Origin of the sequence: Streptomyces sp. NPDC056527, from assembly GCF_042794475.1 — a bacterium.
Classification (GTDB): Bacteria; Actinomycetota; Actinomycetes; order Streptomycetales; family Streptomycetaceae; genus Streptomyces.
Map to the genome: position 1 here is coordinate 1 of NZ_JBHTTQ010000007.1, position 16,540 is coordinate 16,540.

The 16,540-nt window shown below is 71.3% G+C and carries 14 protein-coding genes and 1 pseudogene; 6 read left to right on the plus strand and 9 right to left on the minus strand.

All coding sequences use genetic code 11. The annotated features are described in order from the left end of the window. Window positions 1–43: 43 nt before the first annotated feature. A complete protein-coding gene (gene fahA / locus ACFQ7Q_RS05785; protein WP_383550393.1) occupies window positions 44–1,270 on the minus strand; it encodes a fumarylacetoacetase in 1,227 nt (408 codons plus the stop codon). Window positions 1,271–1,583: 313 nt separating this feature from the next. On the opposite strand from fahA, the gene ACFQ7Q_RS05790 reads away from it, so the two are divergent. Next, window positions 1,584–2,831 (plus strand): LPXTG cell wall anchor domain-containing protein, encoded by a 1,248-nt coding sequence (locus ACFQ7Q_RS05790; RefSeq protein WP_383550395.1) that lies wholly within the window; start codon window positions 1,584–1,586, stop codon window positions 2,829–2,831. A 61-nt stretch (window positions 2,832–2,892) separates the two neighbouring features. Here ACFQ7Q_RS05790 and ACFQ7Q_RS05795 read toward each other — a convergent pair whose 3' ends face one another. Together ACFQ7Q_RS05795 and ACFQ7Q_RS05800 are read right to left on the minus strand one after the other, a co-directional pair. After that, window positions 2,893–4,890 (minus strand): CocE/NonD family hydrolase, encoded by a 1,998-nt coding sequence (locus ACFQ7Q_RS05795; RefSeq protein ID WP_383550397.1) that lies wholly within the window; start codon window positions 4,888–4,890, stop codon window positions 2,893–2,895. A 54-nt stretch (window positions 4,891–4,944) separates the two neighbouring features. Further along, a pseudogene (locus ACFQ7Q_RS05800) lies at window positions 4,945–5,486 on the minus strand (MFS transporter); the annotation flags it as partial. Window positions 5,487–5,664: 178 nt separating this feature from the next. On the opposite strand from ACFQ7Q_RS05800, the gene ACFQ7Q_RS05805 reads away from it, so the two are divergent. After that, window positions 5,665–6,675, plus strand: coding sequence for a polyprenyl synthetase family protein (locus ACFQ7Q_RS05805; RefSeq protein WP_383550399.1), 1,011 nt, complete (start codon window positions 5,665–5,667; stop codon window positions 6,673–6,675). Window positions 6,676–6,792: 117 nt separating this feature from the next. Beyond that, window positions 6,793–7,941 carry an outer membrane lipoprotein carrier protein LolA gene (locus ACFQ7Q_RS05810; RefSeq protein ID WP_383550401.1) on the plus strand — a complete coding sequence of 383 codons (1,149 nt, stop codon included), beginning with the start codon at window positions 6,793–6,795 and terminating at the stop codon, window positions 7,939–7,941. 63 nt (window positions 7,942–8,004) lie between these two features. On the opposite strand, the gene ACFQ7Q_RS05815 is transcribed toward ACFQ7Q_RS05810, so the two are convergent. The 3 genes from ACFQ7Q_RS05815 to ACFQ7Q_RS05825 all read right to left on the minus strand — a co-directional run bounded on the left by ACFQ7Q_RS05815 (window position 8,005) and on the right by ACFQ7Q_RS05825 (window position 11,634). After that, a complete protein-coding gene (locus tag ACFQ7Q_RS05815) occupies window positions 8,005–9,309 on the minus strand; it encodes a M28 family metallopeptidase (protein WP_383550403.1) in 1,305 nt (434 codons plus the stop codon). A gap of 238 nt (window positions 9,310–9,547) precedes the next feature. Further along, the gene (locus ACFQ7Q_RS05820; RefSeq protein WP_383550405.1) at window positions 9,548–10,354 is read right to left on the minus strand and encodes an NmrA family NAD(P)-binding protein; all 807 of its coding nucleotides are present in this window, start codon (window positions 10,352–10,354) and stop codon (window positions 9,548–9,550) included. Between the two features lie 89 nt (window positions 10,355–10,443). Next, complete coding sequence (locus tag ACFQ7Q_RS05825) at window positions 10,444–11,634, minus strand: NAD(P)/FAD-dependent oxidoreductase (protein ID WP_383550407.1); 1,191 nt, start codon at window positions 11,632–11,634, stop codon at window positions 10,444–10,446. Between the two features lie 185 nt (window positions 11,635–11,819). Between ACFQ7Q_RS05825 and ACFQ7Q_RS05830 the strand changes: the two genes are divergently transcribed. Continuing rightward, window positions 11,820–12,320: a DUF1203 domain-containing protein gene (locus tag ACFQ7Q_RS05830; protein ID WP_383550409.1), complete on the plus strand. Its 501-nt coding sequence runs from the start codon at window positions 11,820–11,822 to the stop codon at window positions 12,318–12,320. Between the two features lie 3 nt (window positions 12,321–12,323). Here the strand turns inward: ACFQ7Q_RS05830 and ACFQ7Q_RS05835 are convergent, their stop codons facing one another. Next, on the minus strand, window positions 12,324–12,776 hold the full coding sequence (locus ACFQ7Q_RS05835; protein ID WP_383550411.1) for a VOC family protein: 453 nt from the start codon (window positions 12,774–12,776) through the stop codon (window positions 12,324–12,326). A 42-nt stretch (window positions 12,777–12,818) separates the two neighbouring features. Here ACFQ7Q_RS05835 and ACFQ7Q_RS05840 point away from each other — a divergent pair, with 42 nt between their 5' ends. Beyond that, window positions 12,819–13,415, plus strand: coding sequence for a CGNR zinc finger domain-containing protein (locus ACFQ7Q_RS05840; RefSeq protein WP_383550641.1), 597 nt, complete (start codon window positions 12,819–12,821; stop codon window positions 13,413–13,415). A 52-nt stretch (window positions 13,416–13,467) separates the two neighbouring features. Here the strand turns inward: ACFQ7Q_RS05840 and ACFQ7Q_RS05845 are convergent, their stop codons facing one another. Then, window positions 13,468–13,920 carry a winged helix-turn-helix transcriptional regulator gene (locus ACFQ7Q_RS05845; protein ID WP_383550413.1) on the minus strand — a complete coding sequence of 151 codons (453 nt, stop codon included), beginning with the start codon at window positions 13,918–13,920 and terminating at the stop codon, window positions 13,468–13,470. Between the two features lie 107 nt (window positions 13,921–14,027). Between ACFQ7Q_RS05845 and ACFQ7Q_RS05850 the strand changes: the two genes are divergently transcribed. After that, window positions 14,028–15,428 carry an MFS transporter gene (locus tag ACFQ7Q_RS05850; protein WP_383550643.1) on the plus strand — a complete coding sequence of 467 codons (1,401 nt, stop codon included), beginning with the start codon at window positions 14,028–14,030 and terminating at the stop codon, window positions 15,426–15,428. 66 nt (window positions 15,429–15,494) lie between these two features. Here ACFQ7Q_RS05850 and rarD read toward each other — a convergent pair whose 3' ends face one another. Further along, window positions 15,495–16,517, minus strand: coding sequence for an EamA family transporter RarD (rarD, locus tag ACFQ7Q_RS05855; RefSeq protein ID WP_383550415.1), 1,023 nt, complete (start codon window positions 16,515–16,517; stop codon window positions 15,495–15,497). Window positions 16,518–16,540: the final 23 nt, after the last annotated feature.

Genomic DNA, 16,540 nt, shown 5'->3' on the forward strand with positions numbered 1-16,540 from the left:
GTCCCCGCTCGCGCGGGGGCCGGGCCCTGACGTCTGTACGGGGCTACGGCGCCGGAACGATCCGGCCGGTCACCTCGCCGAGCGCGACCTGCGTGCCGTCCGGACCCGGCGCCCACGCGGTGAGCGTGACGACGTCGCCGTCCTCCAGGAACGTCCGCTTCCCGGTGGGGAGTTCGAGTGCGTCACGGCCGTTCCACGTCAGCTCCAGCAGCGAGCCGCGCTGGTGCACCTCGGGGCCCGAGACCGTGCCGGAGCCGTACAGGTCACCGGTCCGCAGCGACGCTCCGTTGACCGTCATGTGGGCGAGCTGCTGGGCGGCCGTCCAGTACATCGTGGCGAACGGCGGCTCCGAGACCACCTCGCCGTTGATCTCGACCGTGATCCGCAGGTCGAAGCCGCCGAGCTCCTCGTCGGCGGAGTCGTCCAGGTACGGCAGCAGGTCGAAGTCCCGGGCCGGCGGAGCGGTGCGGGCCGCGTCCAGGGCCTCCAGCGGGGTCACCCACGCCGAGACGGACGTCGCGAACGACTTGCCGAGGAACGGGCCGAGCGGCACGTACTCCCAGGCCTGGATGTCCCGCGCCGACCAGTCGTTGAGGAGCGTGAGCCCGAAGACGTGGTCGCGGAAGTCGCCGAGCGGGACCGGCGTGCCGTGCGTGGAGGGGGTGCCGACGACGAAGCCGACCTCCGCCTCGATGTCCAGCTTCACCGACGGGCCGAAGACGGGCGCCGGGTCCGTCGGTGCCTTGCGCTGGCCGGAGGGGCGTACGACGTCGGTGCCGGAGACCACGACCGTGCCCGCGCGACCGTGGTAGCCGATCGGCAGATGCTTCCAGTTCGGCGTGAGCGCGTCGCCGTCCGGGCGGAAGATGTGGCCGACGTTGGTGGCGTGGTGCTCGCTCGCGTAGAAGTCGACGTAGTCCGCGACCTCGTACGGCAGGTGCATCGTGACCGCGTCCAGCGGGTGCAGCAGGGGCTCTATGTCCGGCCGGTGCGCGGGCACGGTCACCCAGGCGGTCAGCGCGCGGCGTACGTCGCGCCAGGCGGTCCGGCCGGCGGCCAGCAGCGGGTTGAGGCTGGGCTGCGCGAGCAGCGCGGCGTAGGGGGACCCGAGGGCGTGCGCCGCGGCTCCCGCGTCGAGGACATGACCGCCGATGCGGACGCCGACCCTCCGCCGGTCGGGCTCGTCGGCGGTGGAGAAGACGCCGTACGGAAGGTTGTGCGGGCCGAAGGGATCGCCTTCGGCGAGGTCGAGCGGGGACTGCTCGGGCATCGGTGCTTGCCTCGCTTTCCACGGGTGTGGGGGACACGTTACGGGGCGGGCCGCTCGGCGCGGATGACATGGGTCACACAGAAAGTGAGGCCTCCGTGCACAACTGTCCATGTTCGCGGGATTTATGCCTCCTGTGGAGCCGCTGTGTGACTGAGCGCGTTCAATTCCTGCTTTTCCCAAGCCTTATTCGGGTCATACGATCTCGGCAACGTCGTGCCGCGTGAGGTCTCCGCAGGCGCGACTCCCCTTTCTTTCATCTTCGTTCGACCAGAAAAGGTCCGCCTTGAAGATTCGCCGCATTCTCGCGACGGCCGTGGCCGCTGCCGTGACGACGCCCGTCGTCTTCCTCTCGGCCGCCCCGGCGTTCGCCGACACGAAGCCGGCCGCGCCGGCCCAGACGCAGGACGAGCAGCCGTCGATCGACCAGCTGAAGCAGGCGGTCACCGCCGCGCAGACGGCGTACGACATCGCCGTGATCGCGTACGACAAGTCCCAGAAGGTCATCGACGAGCTCGACAAGGCCGACCACCCGCTTCAGGTCGCGCTGACCGGGGCGAAGAAGGCCGCGGAGCAGGCCGCCACCGACAAGACGACGGCCGACCAGGGCGTCGTGGACGCCCAGGCCAAGCTGGACGCCGCCACCACCGACGAGGAGAAGGCCGCCGCGCAGACGGCCCTCGACGAGGCGAAGGCCAAGGCCGAGGCCGCCGCCACGGCGAAGACGACCGCCGACGCGAACGTCACCAAGGCGAGCAAGGACATCGAGGACGAGCGCGTCGCCCTCCTGAGGAAGACCGGCGAGGCCCTCACGGCCAAGAAGGAGGCCCTCAAGACCCTCGACGCCGCCAAGAAGGCGCTCGCCGACGCCGAGGCGGAGGAGGGTGAGGAGCCGGGCGAGGAGTGCGTCCCGGAGGCGAAGTTCACCACCGTCGTCCAGGGCCTGCCCGAGAAGGTCGTCGCCGGCACCACCGTGAACTTCACGCTGCGCGTCACCAACGGCACCGACAAGAAGATGGACGAGGTGTACCCGTACGCCGCCGTCCACGCCTTCGACGAGAAGGGCCTCAAGGAGCTCGACAAGTACCTCGACCTCGAGTGGTCCACCGCGGCCAACCCGAAGTGGCAGGACGTCGACCCGGGCGAGAGCCTGTTCGTGGGCTCGCTGAACGCGAAGTCCTCCACCGACGTGAAGCTGCGGCTGAAGCTCGACGCGAAGACCCCGGCCGGCCAGGGCGCCGCGTTCGTCGCCGGTGACTACTGGAACGACGACGAGTCCTGCGGTGGCACTCCGGACCTGGAGTACTACGAGTTCGCCATCCTGGCCAAGGGCAGCAACCCGGGCAAGGTGGACGACGCCAAGGGCAAGCCCGGCAACAGCAACACCACCCAGCAGGGCGGCACCTCCACCACCCCGGTGAACGGTGGAACCAACGGTTCGCTCGCCAAGACCGGTTCGAACGACGCCGTTCCGCAGATCGCCCTCGCGGGCGCCGCGGCCGTCGCGCTCGGTGCCGGTGCGATGTTCGTCGTCCGTCGCCGTAAGGCCGGCGCCGACGCCTGACATCTGGTGTCATAAGGGGCTCGCATTCCGTTTCGGAATGCGAGCCCCTTTCCATTCCCGCTCATCCCGCCGTCCGCGGAATCCGTTTCTCCCAGGTCCGGTGGAAGAGAACCTCCCCGCCCTCTTTGCACACCACCTCGTTCGACGTGACGAATACGTCCGCGTCGCAGGAGATCTCCGAACGCGAGTCGACCGTGACGTTCCACGCCGACTCCGGGCGGTGCAGCCGGATCGACCAGTCCGAGCGGGTACGGGCGGACAGGGGATCGTTCTCGGTGATCGTGTACGTCTCCAGGGCATCCTCGGTGAATTCCAGGCCGTCCGGATAGACCCGTGTGCCGCCGTACCGGGGGTCGACCTCCAGCCTCCACTCGCCCTTGGCCACGTCCCGCACCACCAGCCGTTCCGGGCGGGGTTCCTCCAGGGTCGCGGGGATGGCGACCCCCAGCGGTTCGGACTGTTCCGGCTCGTCCCACTCCACCGCGTCGTCCGTGTGCCGGCGGACCGGGAGCGTCAGGTTCGAGGCGGCCGGGTCGAGCGTGAACCCCGCCGCGTCGGGCTGGGGCCAGATCCACGGCCAGTACGCGGAGGAGACCGCGAGGCGGACCCGGTGGCCGGGCGGGAAGGTGTGGCCGATGCCGTTCAGCTCGAAGACGTGGTCCTCCGCCTCGCCGAGCTGCGCCTCCACCGCGCGGTCGCGGCCGTAGCGGGCGGAGAGGTTCAGCGCGCCCCGTGTGACGAGCGTCGAGGCGCCGTCCGGGGCGATGTCGCAGAGGCGGGCGATCACCTGACCCGTCGGCGCGCCGGCGCGCAGCGACAGGCTCACCCGGGGCCGGCCCAGGATCTCGATCGGAGTGCCGTCCTCCGGGACCGCGAAGTCGAAGCAGGCCGAATGGGCGTCCTCGTCGCGCTGGTCGGGCGGCAGGTCGGCCTCGTTGCCGAAGGGGAAGAAGCGTCCCGCGTCCAGTCCGGTCTGCTGGGGGGAGTCGACGAGCACCGGCTCGCCCTGGAAGGCGTACGTCACGGGGGTGACGTTCGGGGACGGCCAGTCGGGGTCAGAGACCCAGCGGCCCGGCAGCTCCGCGTAGACGGTGGCCGGCGGGTGGGACTCGCTGATCCAGGAACGCAGCAGCGGCTCCGCCATCACGTCGTTGTCCGCGCCCTTGAGGTGGTGGTCCCACCAGCGCAGGGTCTCCTGGAGGAAGCCGATCGCCGGGCCCGGCGGCAGATCGCGGTCCGGGTACTGGTGCGACCAGGGCCCGATGATCCCGCGCACCCGGTCCTGGGGAAGGTGCTCCACCAACCGCAGCACGGTGTCCCTGTACGCGTCGTGCCAGCCGCCCACGGCCAGGACGGCCGCCCGGACCGCCCCGTAGTCCTCGCAGACGCTGCCGTGCCTCCAGTAGGCGTCACGGGTCTGGTGGGCGAGCCAGGTGTGGATGGGAGGGGCCACCGCCTCCAGGCGCCGCAGCCACATCTCGCGCCATTCCTCGCCCACGTACAGCGGGTCCGGCGGCCGGGAGGCGAAGGCGAGCAGGGTGGCCGCCCAGGAGTGCATGTCCACGGCGAGGACGGAGCCGCCCATGTAGTGGACGTCGTTGTCGTACCGGTCGTCGGTCGAGCAGACGGTGACGATCGCCTTCAGCGGTTCGGGGGCGAGCGCGGCGATCTGGAGCGAGTTGAAGCCGCCCCAGGAGATGCCGAACATGCCGACCTTCCCCGTGCACCAGGGCTGCTCGGCGAGCCAGTTCACCACCGCCACGCCGTCGGCCAGCTCGACGGGGTCGTACTCGTCGCCCGGCAGCCCCTCGCTGTTCCCGTGCCCGCGCAGGTCGACGCGTACCGAGGCGTAGCCGTGCCCGGCGTACCAGGGGTGGCGCTGCCGGTCGCGGGGCGCCGTCCAGTCGGTCAGGCGGTACGGCAGGTACTCCAGGAGGGCCGGGACGGGCTCGTCGGTGACCGGCCGCCAGATCCGGGCGTAGAGCTTCGTCCCGTCGGGGAGCGGGATCCGGACATCTTCGTGGGTCGTCTCGTACGGGAACTCGGTACGGATGCGCATGGCGGACCAACCTCAGTGGACGGGGTGCGTGGTGCGGCGCAGCCGGGGACCGGCGATCGTGCCGAGGACGATCGGCCGGATCGCCCGGCGGATGGCGTCGGGGGCGAGCGCGAACTCGGCCGAGTGCTTGCGCCCGGCCAGGTGACGGATGCCGAGGACGTACTGGAGGAGGCCGAAGGTCGTGCCGACGGCGGCGGCCGACAAGGCCCGGTGGCAGCCTTGTCGGTCGGCGGGCCGGCGAAGGAGCGTATGCCGATCGCCGTGGAGTAGTGGCCGAAGGCGATCAGGATGCCGCCCCGCAGCGCGGCCCGGTGGGAGCCGAGGATGCGGTCGGCGGGCCGGCCGGCGGCGACGGGCACCGGATGGACCAGGGGGCCGTACGCGGCCCGACGGAGGCGGCCGTGCCGGGATCCACGCCGGGGCCTTCGTTCGCGACGGTGTCGGCGAAGGGGAGGGCGAGGATCGACTGCGTCCCGAGGAAGGAGAATCGCTCCCGGACCTCCGGGCCCGAGGGTGAGGAGACCCTTCGGCCGGCCGAAGAAGGCATGATCGTCTTCGGGCGGCGGCAGCTCGCCGTTCGTGTCGGAATCGATCACTGTTCGGGACAAAGCGCCTACTCCTGATCGTATGAGCTGATCACGAACATACCGGGGGTGGCGGGAAGGCGCCCATGGTGATCGAAAGGCGACCGGATACGCTGACTTGAGTGAATCGAGCGACACATCGACAATCCGTGTGATCGTCAGCAGGCGTCAGCAGACAGGAGACCCCCTCGTGACCGTCGTCGGGCCGTTCGGTCTTAGCGTGCGGGACCAGGCTCTTGAGGCCGATGTCCAGACCGGATTGGCGGCCGTGGAGGCAGGGCTCCTCGACGCCACCAAGAGCGAGATCCCCTTCATCACGGAGGCCGCGCAGCATCTCGTCCTGGCAGGCGGCAAGCGCTTCAGGCCGCTGCTCGTGATGCTCGCCGCCCAGTTCGGTGACCCGTACGCGCCGGGTGTCGTGCCCTCGGCCGTCGTCGTCGAGCTCACCCACCTCGCCACGCTCTACCACGACGACGTCATGGACGAGGCGGACGTGCGACGCGGCGTCGACTCGGCGAACACCCGATGGGGCAACTCGATCGCCGTCCTGACGGGTGACTTCCTCTTCGCCCGTGCCTCGCACACGCTGGCGGACCTCGGACCCGAGGCCGTACGCATCCAGTCGGAGGCGTTCGAACGTCTGGTCACCGGCCAGATCCTGGAGACCGCGGGCCCGCAGGGCGACCGTGACCCCGTCGACCACTACCTCGACGTCCTCGGCGGCAAGACCGGCTCGCTCGTCGCCGTCTCCTGCCGCTTCGGCGCGATGATGTCCGGCGCGGACGAGGGCGTCGTCGACATCCTCACCCAGTACGGCGAGCGCCTCGGCGTCGCCTTCCAGCTCGCCGACGACGTCCTCGACATCGCCTCCGACTCCCACGAGTCCGGCAAGACCCCCGGCACGGACCTGCGCGAGGGCATCCCGACCCTGCCGGTGCTCCACCTGCGCGCCGCCGCGGCGGCCCACGGGCGCCAGGAGGACGTGGAGCTGGTCGAGCTCGTCGACAGCGACCTCAGCGACGACGCACGCCACGCGGAGGCCCTGCGACGGCTGCGCGTCCACCCCGCCCTGGAGCAGGCCCGCCGGGACACCGTGCGCTACGCCGAGGAGGCGCGGGCGATGCTGGCCCCGCTGCCCGAGGGGTACGCCAAGTCGGCTCTGCAGGAACTCTGCGACGCGGTGGTCCACCGCGCGGGCTAGGGCGTCTCAGGGTCGGGTCATCCCTCAGCAGTACGCCAGGTTGCGCCCGGGGGCTGACGATTCGGCCTTCCGTCTTTGGTCAGATGGAGTCATCGACCACGGAGGTAGGGACAGACCATGGCAGACAACCGTAAGGCGAGCCGCTACATCGTCCCGGTCGCGGTGGCCGGAGTGGCCGCTGCGACCATCGGGCTCGTACCGGCTCTCGCGGCGTCCGGTGACCCGGACCTGCCGGAGATCACGGCCCAGCAGCTGATCGAGAAGATCGCGGCGTCGGAGACGCAGACGCTGTCCGGCACGTTCAAGGTGAGCACCGACCTGGGCCTGCCGTCGGTGGCGGGCCTGGCCGGCTCCCTCGGCGGCGGCTCGGGCTCCGCTTCCGCCGACCCGCAGGAGAAGCTGACGCAGCTCGTCTCGGGCACGCACACGCTGCGCGTGGCCGCCGACGGCCCGGACCGGCAGAAGCTGACGATCCTGGACGGCTCGGACGAGTACAGCCTCATCCACAACGGCGACGACGTGTGGGGCTACGACAGCAAGTCGAACGAGGTCTTCCACGAGAAGGCGGACGGGGCCGACAAGGCGCCGGAGAAGGAGCTTCCGGCCACGCCGAAGGAGCTCGCCGACGAGATCCTGAAGGCCGCGGACGGCACCACGTCGATCACGGTCGGCGGCACGGCGAAGGTGGCCGGCCGGGACGCGTACCAGCTCGTCATCAAGCCGAAGCAGAGCGGCTCGATGGTCGAGTCGGTGAAGGTCGCGGTGGACGCGCAGAACGGCACCCCGCTGAAGTTCACCCTCTCCTCGGTCGACGGCGGCAAGCCGGTGGTGGACGCGGGCTTCACGAAGGTCGACTTCGGCAAGCCGGCGGCGTCGACGTTCGACTTCAAGGCGCCGAAGGGCGCCAAGGTGACGGAGGGCGGGCCGGAGAACGAGAAGGCCCCCGAGGACTTCGGGAAGGAGTTCGGGAAGCAGTTCGGCGGCCTGGGGGACCTCGGCGGCGGCGAGGGGCCGAACGTGATCGGCGAGGGCTGGACCTCGATCGCGACGTTCGACACCGGCGCCCCCGCCCCGAAGACGGACGAGGCTCCGAAGGAGGTCCAGGGCTTCCTGGACGCCCTCGGGGACAAGGTCACCGGGAAGTTCGGTTCGGGCACGGTCTTCAAGACGAAGATCGTCAACGTGCTGATGACGGACGACGGCAAGGTGTACGCCGGCGCGGTCACGAAGGACGCGCTGGTGGACGCGGCGAACGCCGCGAAGTAAGGCGCGTTGGGACCCCGGGCGGGTCGGGGGCGATGGTCACCGACCCACCCGGGAGTTCTGCCGTTACGGGAACGTCAGCTTGAAGCTGTTGATGTAGCCCGTGTCCTGCGCGGCCCGGTCCTGGACCCGCAGCTTCCAGGCCCCGTTGGCGACCTCCGAGGAGGCGTTCACGGTGTAGGTCTGGACGAGGTTGTCGGCGCTGCCGCCGGACCGGTTGTGCACGTTGTAGACGGACCCGTCGGGGGCGACGAGGTCGACGACGAGGTCACCGCGGTAGGTGTGGACGATGTTCACGTCCACCTTGAGGGTGGAGGGCGCGTTGCCGGTGATGCCGGTGACATCGACGGTGGAGGTCACCGCGGCGCCGTTGTCCGGGATCGACACGTCCGCCGTGTTCTCGAAGACCTTGCCGGGCGGCGGGGTGGTCGTACCGGCCGACAGCGTCCAGATCGCGTGGGCGACGGCGTCGCTGTTGCGGTCGAGGGCGGTGTCGTTGATGTTCGACGTCGAGTCGCAGGAGGAGTGGTAGCAGCGGTCGAAGGCCGTGGCCGTACCGCCCCACTTCTGCACCTGGGCGCTGGACTTCACCCGGCTGGCGCCGGTGAACAGACCGCCGACGGGGATGCCGACGTTCTTGAACGAGGCGTGGTCGGAGCGGCCGTCGCCCTCGGTCTCGATCTCGGTGGGCACGCCGAGGCCGGCGAAGTAGTCCTTGAAGGTCTGCTCGATCGTCGGGTCGTCGTCGTAGACGAAGTAGCCCGGGTTCGGCGAGCCGATCATGTCGAAGTTCAGGTAGCCGGTGACCTTGGAGCGTTCGGCCGTCGGCAGGTTGTTCACGTAGTACTTCGAGCCGACGAGCCCGAGCTCCTCCGCGCCCCACCAGCCGAAGCGGAGGTGCTTCGTGGGCTGGAATCCCGCCCGGGAGACCGCGAGCGCGGTCTCGAGGACGGCGGCGGAACCGGAGCCGTTGTCGTTGATGCCGGCGCCGGAGGTGACGGAGTCGAGGTGCGCTCCGGCCATGAGGACCTGGTTCGGGTCACCGCCCGGCCAGTCGGCTATCAGGTTGTAGCCGGTGGCTCCGCTGGAGGTGAACTGCTGGACGGTGGTGGTGTATCCGGCCGCGTCCAGCTTGGCCTTCACGAAGTCGATGGACGCCTTGTAGCCGGTACGGCCGTGGGCGCGGTTGCCGCCGTTGGCGGAGGCGATCGACTGGAGGTCGGTGAGGTGCTGCTTGACGTTGGCGAGCGGGATGTCGGGCGCGGCGACCGCCGAGGGGGCCGCGTTCGCGGAGGCGCCGGTGAACCCGGCGAGCGCGAGCGCGGCGACGGCGGAGAGCGCGGCGGCGCGTCTGGGCACGGAGAACTTCATGTGGGGGCTCCGGATTCCGAACGGGGATGGGACGGAAACGTGCGAGACGCCCCGCGGCTTGGGAGCCACGAGGCGCTGGAGCTGTGCATGGTGCGATTGTGCGACGTACGTCTGTGCGTGCTGAATGTTCAATGCGGAGGTGACTCGCCGTCAAGAGCGGAAACCGGTCAGGGGCGTTCGCTCATCGGACGGTCCCGACGACCGGGCCTTTCGACGACGAGTCCGGCGTCCGAAGGCCCTAGAAGCGGTCCGCGTGCTCGGCCGCCCATTGGGCGAACGTGCGCGCCGGGCGACCGGTGACCCGCTCCACGGTGTCCACGACGGTCGTGGAGTCCTCGGCGGCGGCGGCGTACCACCCGACGACGTACTCGGCGTCCGCCCGGGGCACGCCGGTGGCCAGCAGCCTGTCGACGGCCTGTTCGTGGGTGATCGGGACGAAGCCGATGTCACGGCGGGTCGCCCGGGACAGGACGGCGATCCGCTCGCGCGGGGTCAGCGCCTCCGGCCCGGTGAGGTTGTAGGCGCGCTCGTGATGGCCGTCGTCGAGCAGCGCGGCCGCGGCGACCGCCGCGATGTCGGCCTCGTGGACGAGCGCGCTGGGGAAGTCGTACGGCTCGCGGACGATCCCCTCGGCCCGGATCGAGTCGATCCAGGTCAGCGTGTTGGACATGAACTCCTGCGGTTCCAGGCGCGTCCACTCCACACCCGAGTCGGCCACCGCCTTCTCGACCGGGCCCACGAAACCGCCCCACAGCACGGTGATGCGCCGCACCCCGGCGCCCACCGCCCGCCGCACCAACTCGGGACCGACCTCGGCGAGGCCCGCCGTCACCGTGATGTGCAGACGGCTGACGCCGTCGAGGGCGGCGTCCAAACCCTCCGGCGCCGTGTGCGTGCCGGCCGCCAGCTCCACCCCGGCCGGTAACCGTCCCGCGGCGCCGGCCGGGGCCCGTGTCAGTGCCCGTACCCGCTCTCCTCGGCGGACCAGCTCCGCCACCACGTGCCGCCCGGTGTTCCCCGTGGCACCCGTCACCAATGTCGTCATGGTCGAACTCCCTTCGTCCGGACGACCGTAGGAGCTCAACCGCGGTTGAGGTCAACAGGGTTCAGGCCGGATCGCCCGCGCGACGGTGTTCACCGCAGGGTGAGCGGGGTCTCGGACGCGACGCGGGTCAGCTTCTCCCGGCGCGTGTCGTCCTTGGCCCACCAGGTGCGCACACCGGGCTTGCGCGCCTCGTACCCCAGCTGCCAGACGGTGCTCCTGCAGATGAGCTCCTTGAGCTTGGCGCCCGGGCGCCCGCCGAGGTGGAGCTTCTTCGGGGTGTCGTCCCTGTGGGAGACCTGGAAGACGCCGAAGCGGCGCCCCAGGCTGATGCACTGGCCGGCGAAACCCACGTCGATGGGCGCGGGCCGCTCACCCGCGATCCGGCTGAGCACGGTCTCGGCTGCCTGCGGGCCCAGTTGGACCGCGGACTGGCAGCCCATCCGGAACGGCAGGTCCGACGGGGCCGCCGAGTCGCCGGCGGCGACGATGCGTTCGTCGTCCACGCTCGTCAGGGTCTCGTCCGTGCGCAGGCGGCCCAGGGCGTCGGTGCTCAGCCCGCTGCGGACCGCCAGGTCCGGCACGCCGAACCCGGCGGCCCAGATGGTCACGCGGCTCGGCAGCTCGCGGCCGTCGGCGAGCAGCACGGCGTCGCGCGTCACCGCCGTCACCTTCGCCTCGGGGCCCTCGATCACGGTCACACCGAGTTCGGTCATCCGCCCGGCGACCGAGCGCCGGCCCCGAGGGTGCAGATACGGACCGAGGACCTCGCCGCACACCAGGGTCACCGTGCGGCCCGTCTCCGCCAGCTCGGCGGCGGTCTCGATGCCGCTCGGACCGCCTCCGACGACGGTCACCGCGGCCGATACGGGCGCGGCCTCGACGGCCGACCGCAGCCGCTCGGCCTCCTCCAGAGCGGCGATCGGGTAGGCGAACTCGGCGGCTCCGGGCACGTGCGGGTCGGCGCTGCCGCTGCCCACCGCGTAGACGAGGTAGTCGTAGTCGACCGTGCCGCCGCTCCCCAGGGCCAGGCTGCGCTCGGCCGCGTCGATCCGGGTCACGCTGTCGACGACCAGACCGACGCCCTCGGCCAGGACCTTGCGGTACTCGACGACGGCGTCGTCGGACCCGCCCACCAGCTGGTGCAGCCGGATCCGTTCGACGAAGGCGGCGCGCGGGTTGATCAGCGTCACGGTCACGTCGTCGCGCCGGGTCAGTCGATTGGCCGCCATCACGCCGGAGTATCCGCCGCCGATCACGACGACCTTCGTGTTCCTGGTCATGGTGTCTCCTCCGCTTCTCGGTGTCCGCCCTTCGCCCTTGAGACACCGCGCGACCGACGGGTGTGACATCCGCGAGCGGGATCCGCGCTTCTGTGAGCCGGATCACCACGCGGGGACGCCCTCACCCGGAACGCGGCGTCCGAATGCCGCCAGCGCGTCCCGTGCGGGCGCGTGAGGCTGGGCCCATGACCACTTACACCGCACGCCCCATCGAGCCCGCCGCCCTCGCCGAACTCCGGGCCGTGGACGACGCCGGGCAGCCCTGTGTCCCGTACACCGCCACCGAGGGCGGGAGTCCGCTGCGCTGCTGTCTGCGGCCCTTCTCGGAGGGGGAGAGGATCGCGCTCGTCTCGTACGCCCCGCTGCGGCGCTGGGCCGCCGGGACGGGGGCGGAACCCGGGGCGTACGACGAGCAGGGGCCGGTCTTCATCCATGCCGAGGAGTGCGCCGGGCCGGAGGCGGGCCCGGAGGCGTACCCCTTCGACCGCCCCGGCGCTCTGCGCACCCTGCGCCGCTACGACTCCGAGGGGCGGATCGTCGGCGGCCGGCTCCTGGAGATCCCGGCCGAGGCGACCGAGGGCTTCGACAAGGCCTTCGCGGAGGCGTTCGCCGACCCCCGGGTGGAGCTCGTGCACGTCAGGGCCGTCGAGTACGGCTGCTTCCAGTTCGAGGTGCGCCGCTCCTGACGCTCATTGCACGCAGAACTCGTTGCCCTCCGGGTCCTGCATGACCACCCAGGTGCCCGCCGGCTCCTCCACCCTGCGGTGGACCGAGGCGCCCAGGGACTCCAGGCGCTCGACCTCCGAGTCCCGGGTGCCCTGGGCCGCGTGGACGTCCAGGTGGAGGCGGTTCTTGACGGTCTTCTTCTCCGGGACGCGCTGGAAGAGGATCCGGCGGCCGTGGCCGATGCCGGTCGCCTCCTCGTAGGGGTCGTCCGGGTGGCGTACGGCGATCAGATCGCGGAAGGCGAGACGGCCGGAGACGGTGACGGTCAGGTCGGGCGGGAGCGCGCCGAGGTCGAGAAGGCGCTTGATGTGGGCGCTGTTGTCCTCCTCCAGATAGCCGAGGGCGCCGGCCCAGAACGCGGCCTGGGCGTGCGGGTCGGCGGCGTCGATCACGAGCTTCCAATGGAGTGCGGTCATGTAACCAGTTATAGTGGTTCCGTGATCCCGGCGACAACAGGAATGACCCTGATTCACCCCGATGGGCAGGTGTTCCGCTTCGACGCGGGCGCGCTCTGTCTGGAGCTGCTGCTCACGGGGGGTCCCGGTCCGGTGGCCGCGCGGTTCGAGGTCCTCTGCTCGGCGGAGGGGCTGCGGGACTGGGTCCGGCGGTGCCGGCTCGGGCCCGGACTCGACGTGACGGTCTCGGCGCGCGAGCTGGCGCGGGTACGGGAGGTGCGGGACGCCCTGTGGGGGCTCGCCCACGCCCGCACGAACGGCCACGCCTACGCGCCGGAGGGCCTCGCGCTCGTCAACGAGGCCGCGGCCCGGCCGCCGCTGGTCCCGCGCATGACCGCCGACGGGGCACACGCCTGGGCTCCGGGGGCCACCGCGACCGCGCTGCTCTCGACGGTCGCCCGCGACGCCGTCGACCTGTTCACGGGCCCCCACGCCGACCGGATCCGCGTATGCGGCGCCGACGACTGCGCCCTGCTGTTCGTCGACACCTCCCGCCCCGGGCGCCGCCGTTGGTGCGCCATGGAGCGCTGCGGCAACCGGCACAAGGTGCGGGCGCACCGCGCCCGCGCGCAGGGCGAGGGAGGCGCGGCGCTGCCGTAGGCGCCCCGAGGCGCCGCGCTGCCGTGGGCGCCCCGAGGCGCCGCGCTCCGGGTCAGACCGCGGCCGCCTCCGCCGCCTCCTTCGCGTCGTACGTCGCGCGCGCCGCCGCGATCTCGTTCTGGTGGCGCTCGGTCCATGTCACCAGCGAGCGGATCGTCGTGTGCAACGTCCCGCCCAGCGGCGTCAGTTCGTACTCCACGCGCGGCGGCACCACGGGATGCACCGTCCGCTTCACCAGGCCGTCCCGCTCCAACTGGCGCAGCGTGACCGTCAGCATGCGCTGGCTGATCCCGTCGATCTCCCGCCGCAGCTCCGTGAAGCGCAGCTTGCGGCGGTCGAGCAGGGCGATGACCAGCAAGGACCACTTGTCGGCGACCCGGTCGAGGATCTGGCGTACCTCGCAGTCCTCCCGCGTGTCCCACTGGAAGGGGTCCGTGTCGCCCTCCTGGCCCTCGGCGTAGGTGACTTCGCAGTGACTCGGTGACTTCAAAGTGCCTTCTTCCATGGCACCGGATGCTGCCGCAGGATGCAGGTGGTTACAAGAGGGAACCGACCCTCTGGCCGGTAACCGACCTTCCCCCTTCCTGCCTGGAGACAGCCATGTCCGCATCCATGCCCGCACGCGCCTGGGCCCTCCTCCTGGTCCTCTGCGGAACGATCTTCCTGGAGGGCATCGACGTCGCCATGCTCGCCGTGGCGGTGCCGAGCATCAGATCCGATCTGGAGCTGTCCACCGGCACCGCGGCCTGGGTGATGTCGGCGTACGTCCTCGGCTACGCCGGCTTCACCCTCCTCGGGGGGCGCGCCGCCGACCTCCTCGGCCGCCGCCGGATGTTCCTCGGCTGGCTCACCGTCTTCCTGCTCTTCTCCGGACTCGGCGGCTTCGCGACCGAGGGCTGGATGCTGATCACGGCCCGCTTCGTGACCGGCGTCGCCGCCGCGTTCATGACCCCCGCCGCGATGTCGATCATCACCACCTCCTATGAGGAGGGCCCGCAGCGCAACCAGGCGCTGCTGGTCTTCGCGGGGACGGCCGCCGGAGGCTTCACCCTCGGACTCGTCATCGGCGGGCTGCTCACCCAGCTCGGCTGGCGCTGGGTGTTCTTCGCGCCGGTCCTGCTCGCCGCCGCCGTCCTGCTCGCCGCGCTGCGGCTCGTCCCCAAGGAGGCGCGGCCCGAGAAGGTGCCCGGCGGCTTCGACCTGGCAGGCGCGCTGACGGCCGCGGGGGCCATGCTGCTGCTCGCCTTCGGGATCGTCCGGCTGGAGCACGGCCTCGACGGCTGGTGGCTGACCGCGCTCGTCGTCGCCGTCGGCCTCGTCCTCGCGGGCGTCTTCGTCGCCGTCGAACGCCGGGCCACCGCCCCGCTCGTACGCCTCGGTCTGCTCCGCAAGGCGTCCACCGTCCGGGCCGACCTCGGGGCGCTGCTGTTCGTCGGCTCGTTCTTCGGCTTCCAGTTCGTCGCGACGCTCTACCTCCAGGAGCTGCGTGGCTGGTCCTCCCTGGAGACCGCGTTCGCCCTGCTCGTCATGGGCGTCGACGCGATCCTCGCCCCGACGCTGACCCCGCGGCTCGTGGCGCGGTTCGGCAACGCCCGGGTGATCCTCGGCGGGTTCGTGCTCGCGATCGGCTCGTACGCGCTGTTCCTGCCGGTCGGCCCGGACTGGTCGTACGCGGCGATGTTCCCGACCCTGCTGCTGACCGGGCTCGCCTTCGCCCTCGCGTACGGACCGCTGACCATCGCCGCCACCGACGGCATCGCGGAGGAGGAGCAGGGGCTCGCGAGCGGGCTGCTGACGACCGCGGTGCAGTTCGGTTCGGCGGTCGGCATCTCGGCGGTGACCGCGGTGTACGGCATCGCCGGCGGTGGCCTCGACGGTTTCCGGGCGGCGCTGGTGGTGCCGCTGGCCATGGTGGCGATCGGTGCGGCGGTCGCGGCCACCGGCGTACGGGAGCCCAGGGCGGTCCACCTGTCCGGGGTTCCGGAAACGGCGCCCAAGGTCACCGTCTCCTGACCGCGTGACGCACACATGCCCCGGCCCTCGGAGATCTCCTCCGAGGGCCGGGGCACGGGGCGGTGGTCAGCGTGCGGGCGGGGCCGAGGTCGTGGGGACGGCCGCGGTCCCGGGCCCGGCGGGTCCGGTCGCGGTGCCCTCGGCCGTGGCGTCGGCCAGGGCGCGGTCCACGACGGTCCTGGCCAGCGCTTCCGCCTCCGCCCTGTTCCGCCGCGCCGTCCGCAGCGCGTCCCAGGTCAGGATCGTCAGCGCGAGCCACACCAGGGAGAAGCCCGCCCAGCGCTCCGGCGGCATCGCCTCGTGGAAGTACAGGACGCCCAGGCTGAACTGGAAGACCGGAGCCAGGTACTGGAGCAGCCCCAGCGTCGACAGCGGCACGCGGATGGCCGCAGCGCCGAAGCAGACCAAGGGCACGGCGGTGACGATTCCGGTCGCGGCGAGGAGGGCCGCGTGTCCCGCGCCCTCGGTGCCGAAGGTGGCCGAGCCCTGCGTGCCGAGCCACAGCAGATAGGCGAGGGCGGGCAGGAACTGGACGGCGGTCTCTGCGGCCAGCGACTCCAGGCCGCCGATGTTGACCTTCTTCTTCACCAGGCCGTAGACGCCGAACGAGAAGGCCAGGATCAGCGAGATCCACGGTGGGCGCCCGTAGCCGATCGAGAGGACGAGGACGGCCGTGGCGGCGACGCCGACCGCCACCCACTGCGGGGGCCGCAGTCGCTCCTTCAGGAGCAGCACGCCCAGGGCGATGGTGACGAGCGGGTTGATGAAGTAGCCGAGGGACGCCTCGACGACCTGGCCGGCGTTGACGGCCCAGATGTAGACGCCCCAGTTGACGGTGATGACCGTCGCGGCGAACGTGATGAGGCCCAGCTTGCGCGGGCTTCGCACCAGCTCGCGTATCCAGCCCCAGCGGCGCAGCGCGAGGAGCGCGATGCCGACGACGGCCAGCGACCACACCATCCGGTGGGCGAGGATCTCGACCGCCCCGGCCGGCTTGAGGAGTGGCCAGAAGAGCGGGACGAGCCCCCACATGCCGTAGGCGCCGATCCCGTACAGAAGCCCTGCTCGTCCCTCGTTGTCTTCCTTCACCGAATCTCCTGCCCTGCGCCGCG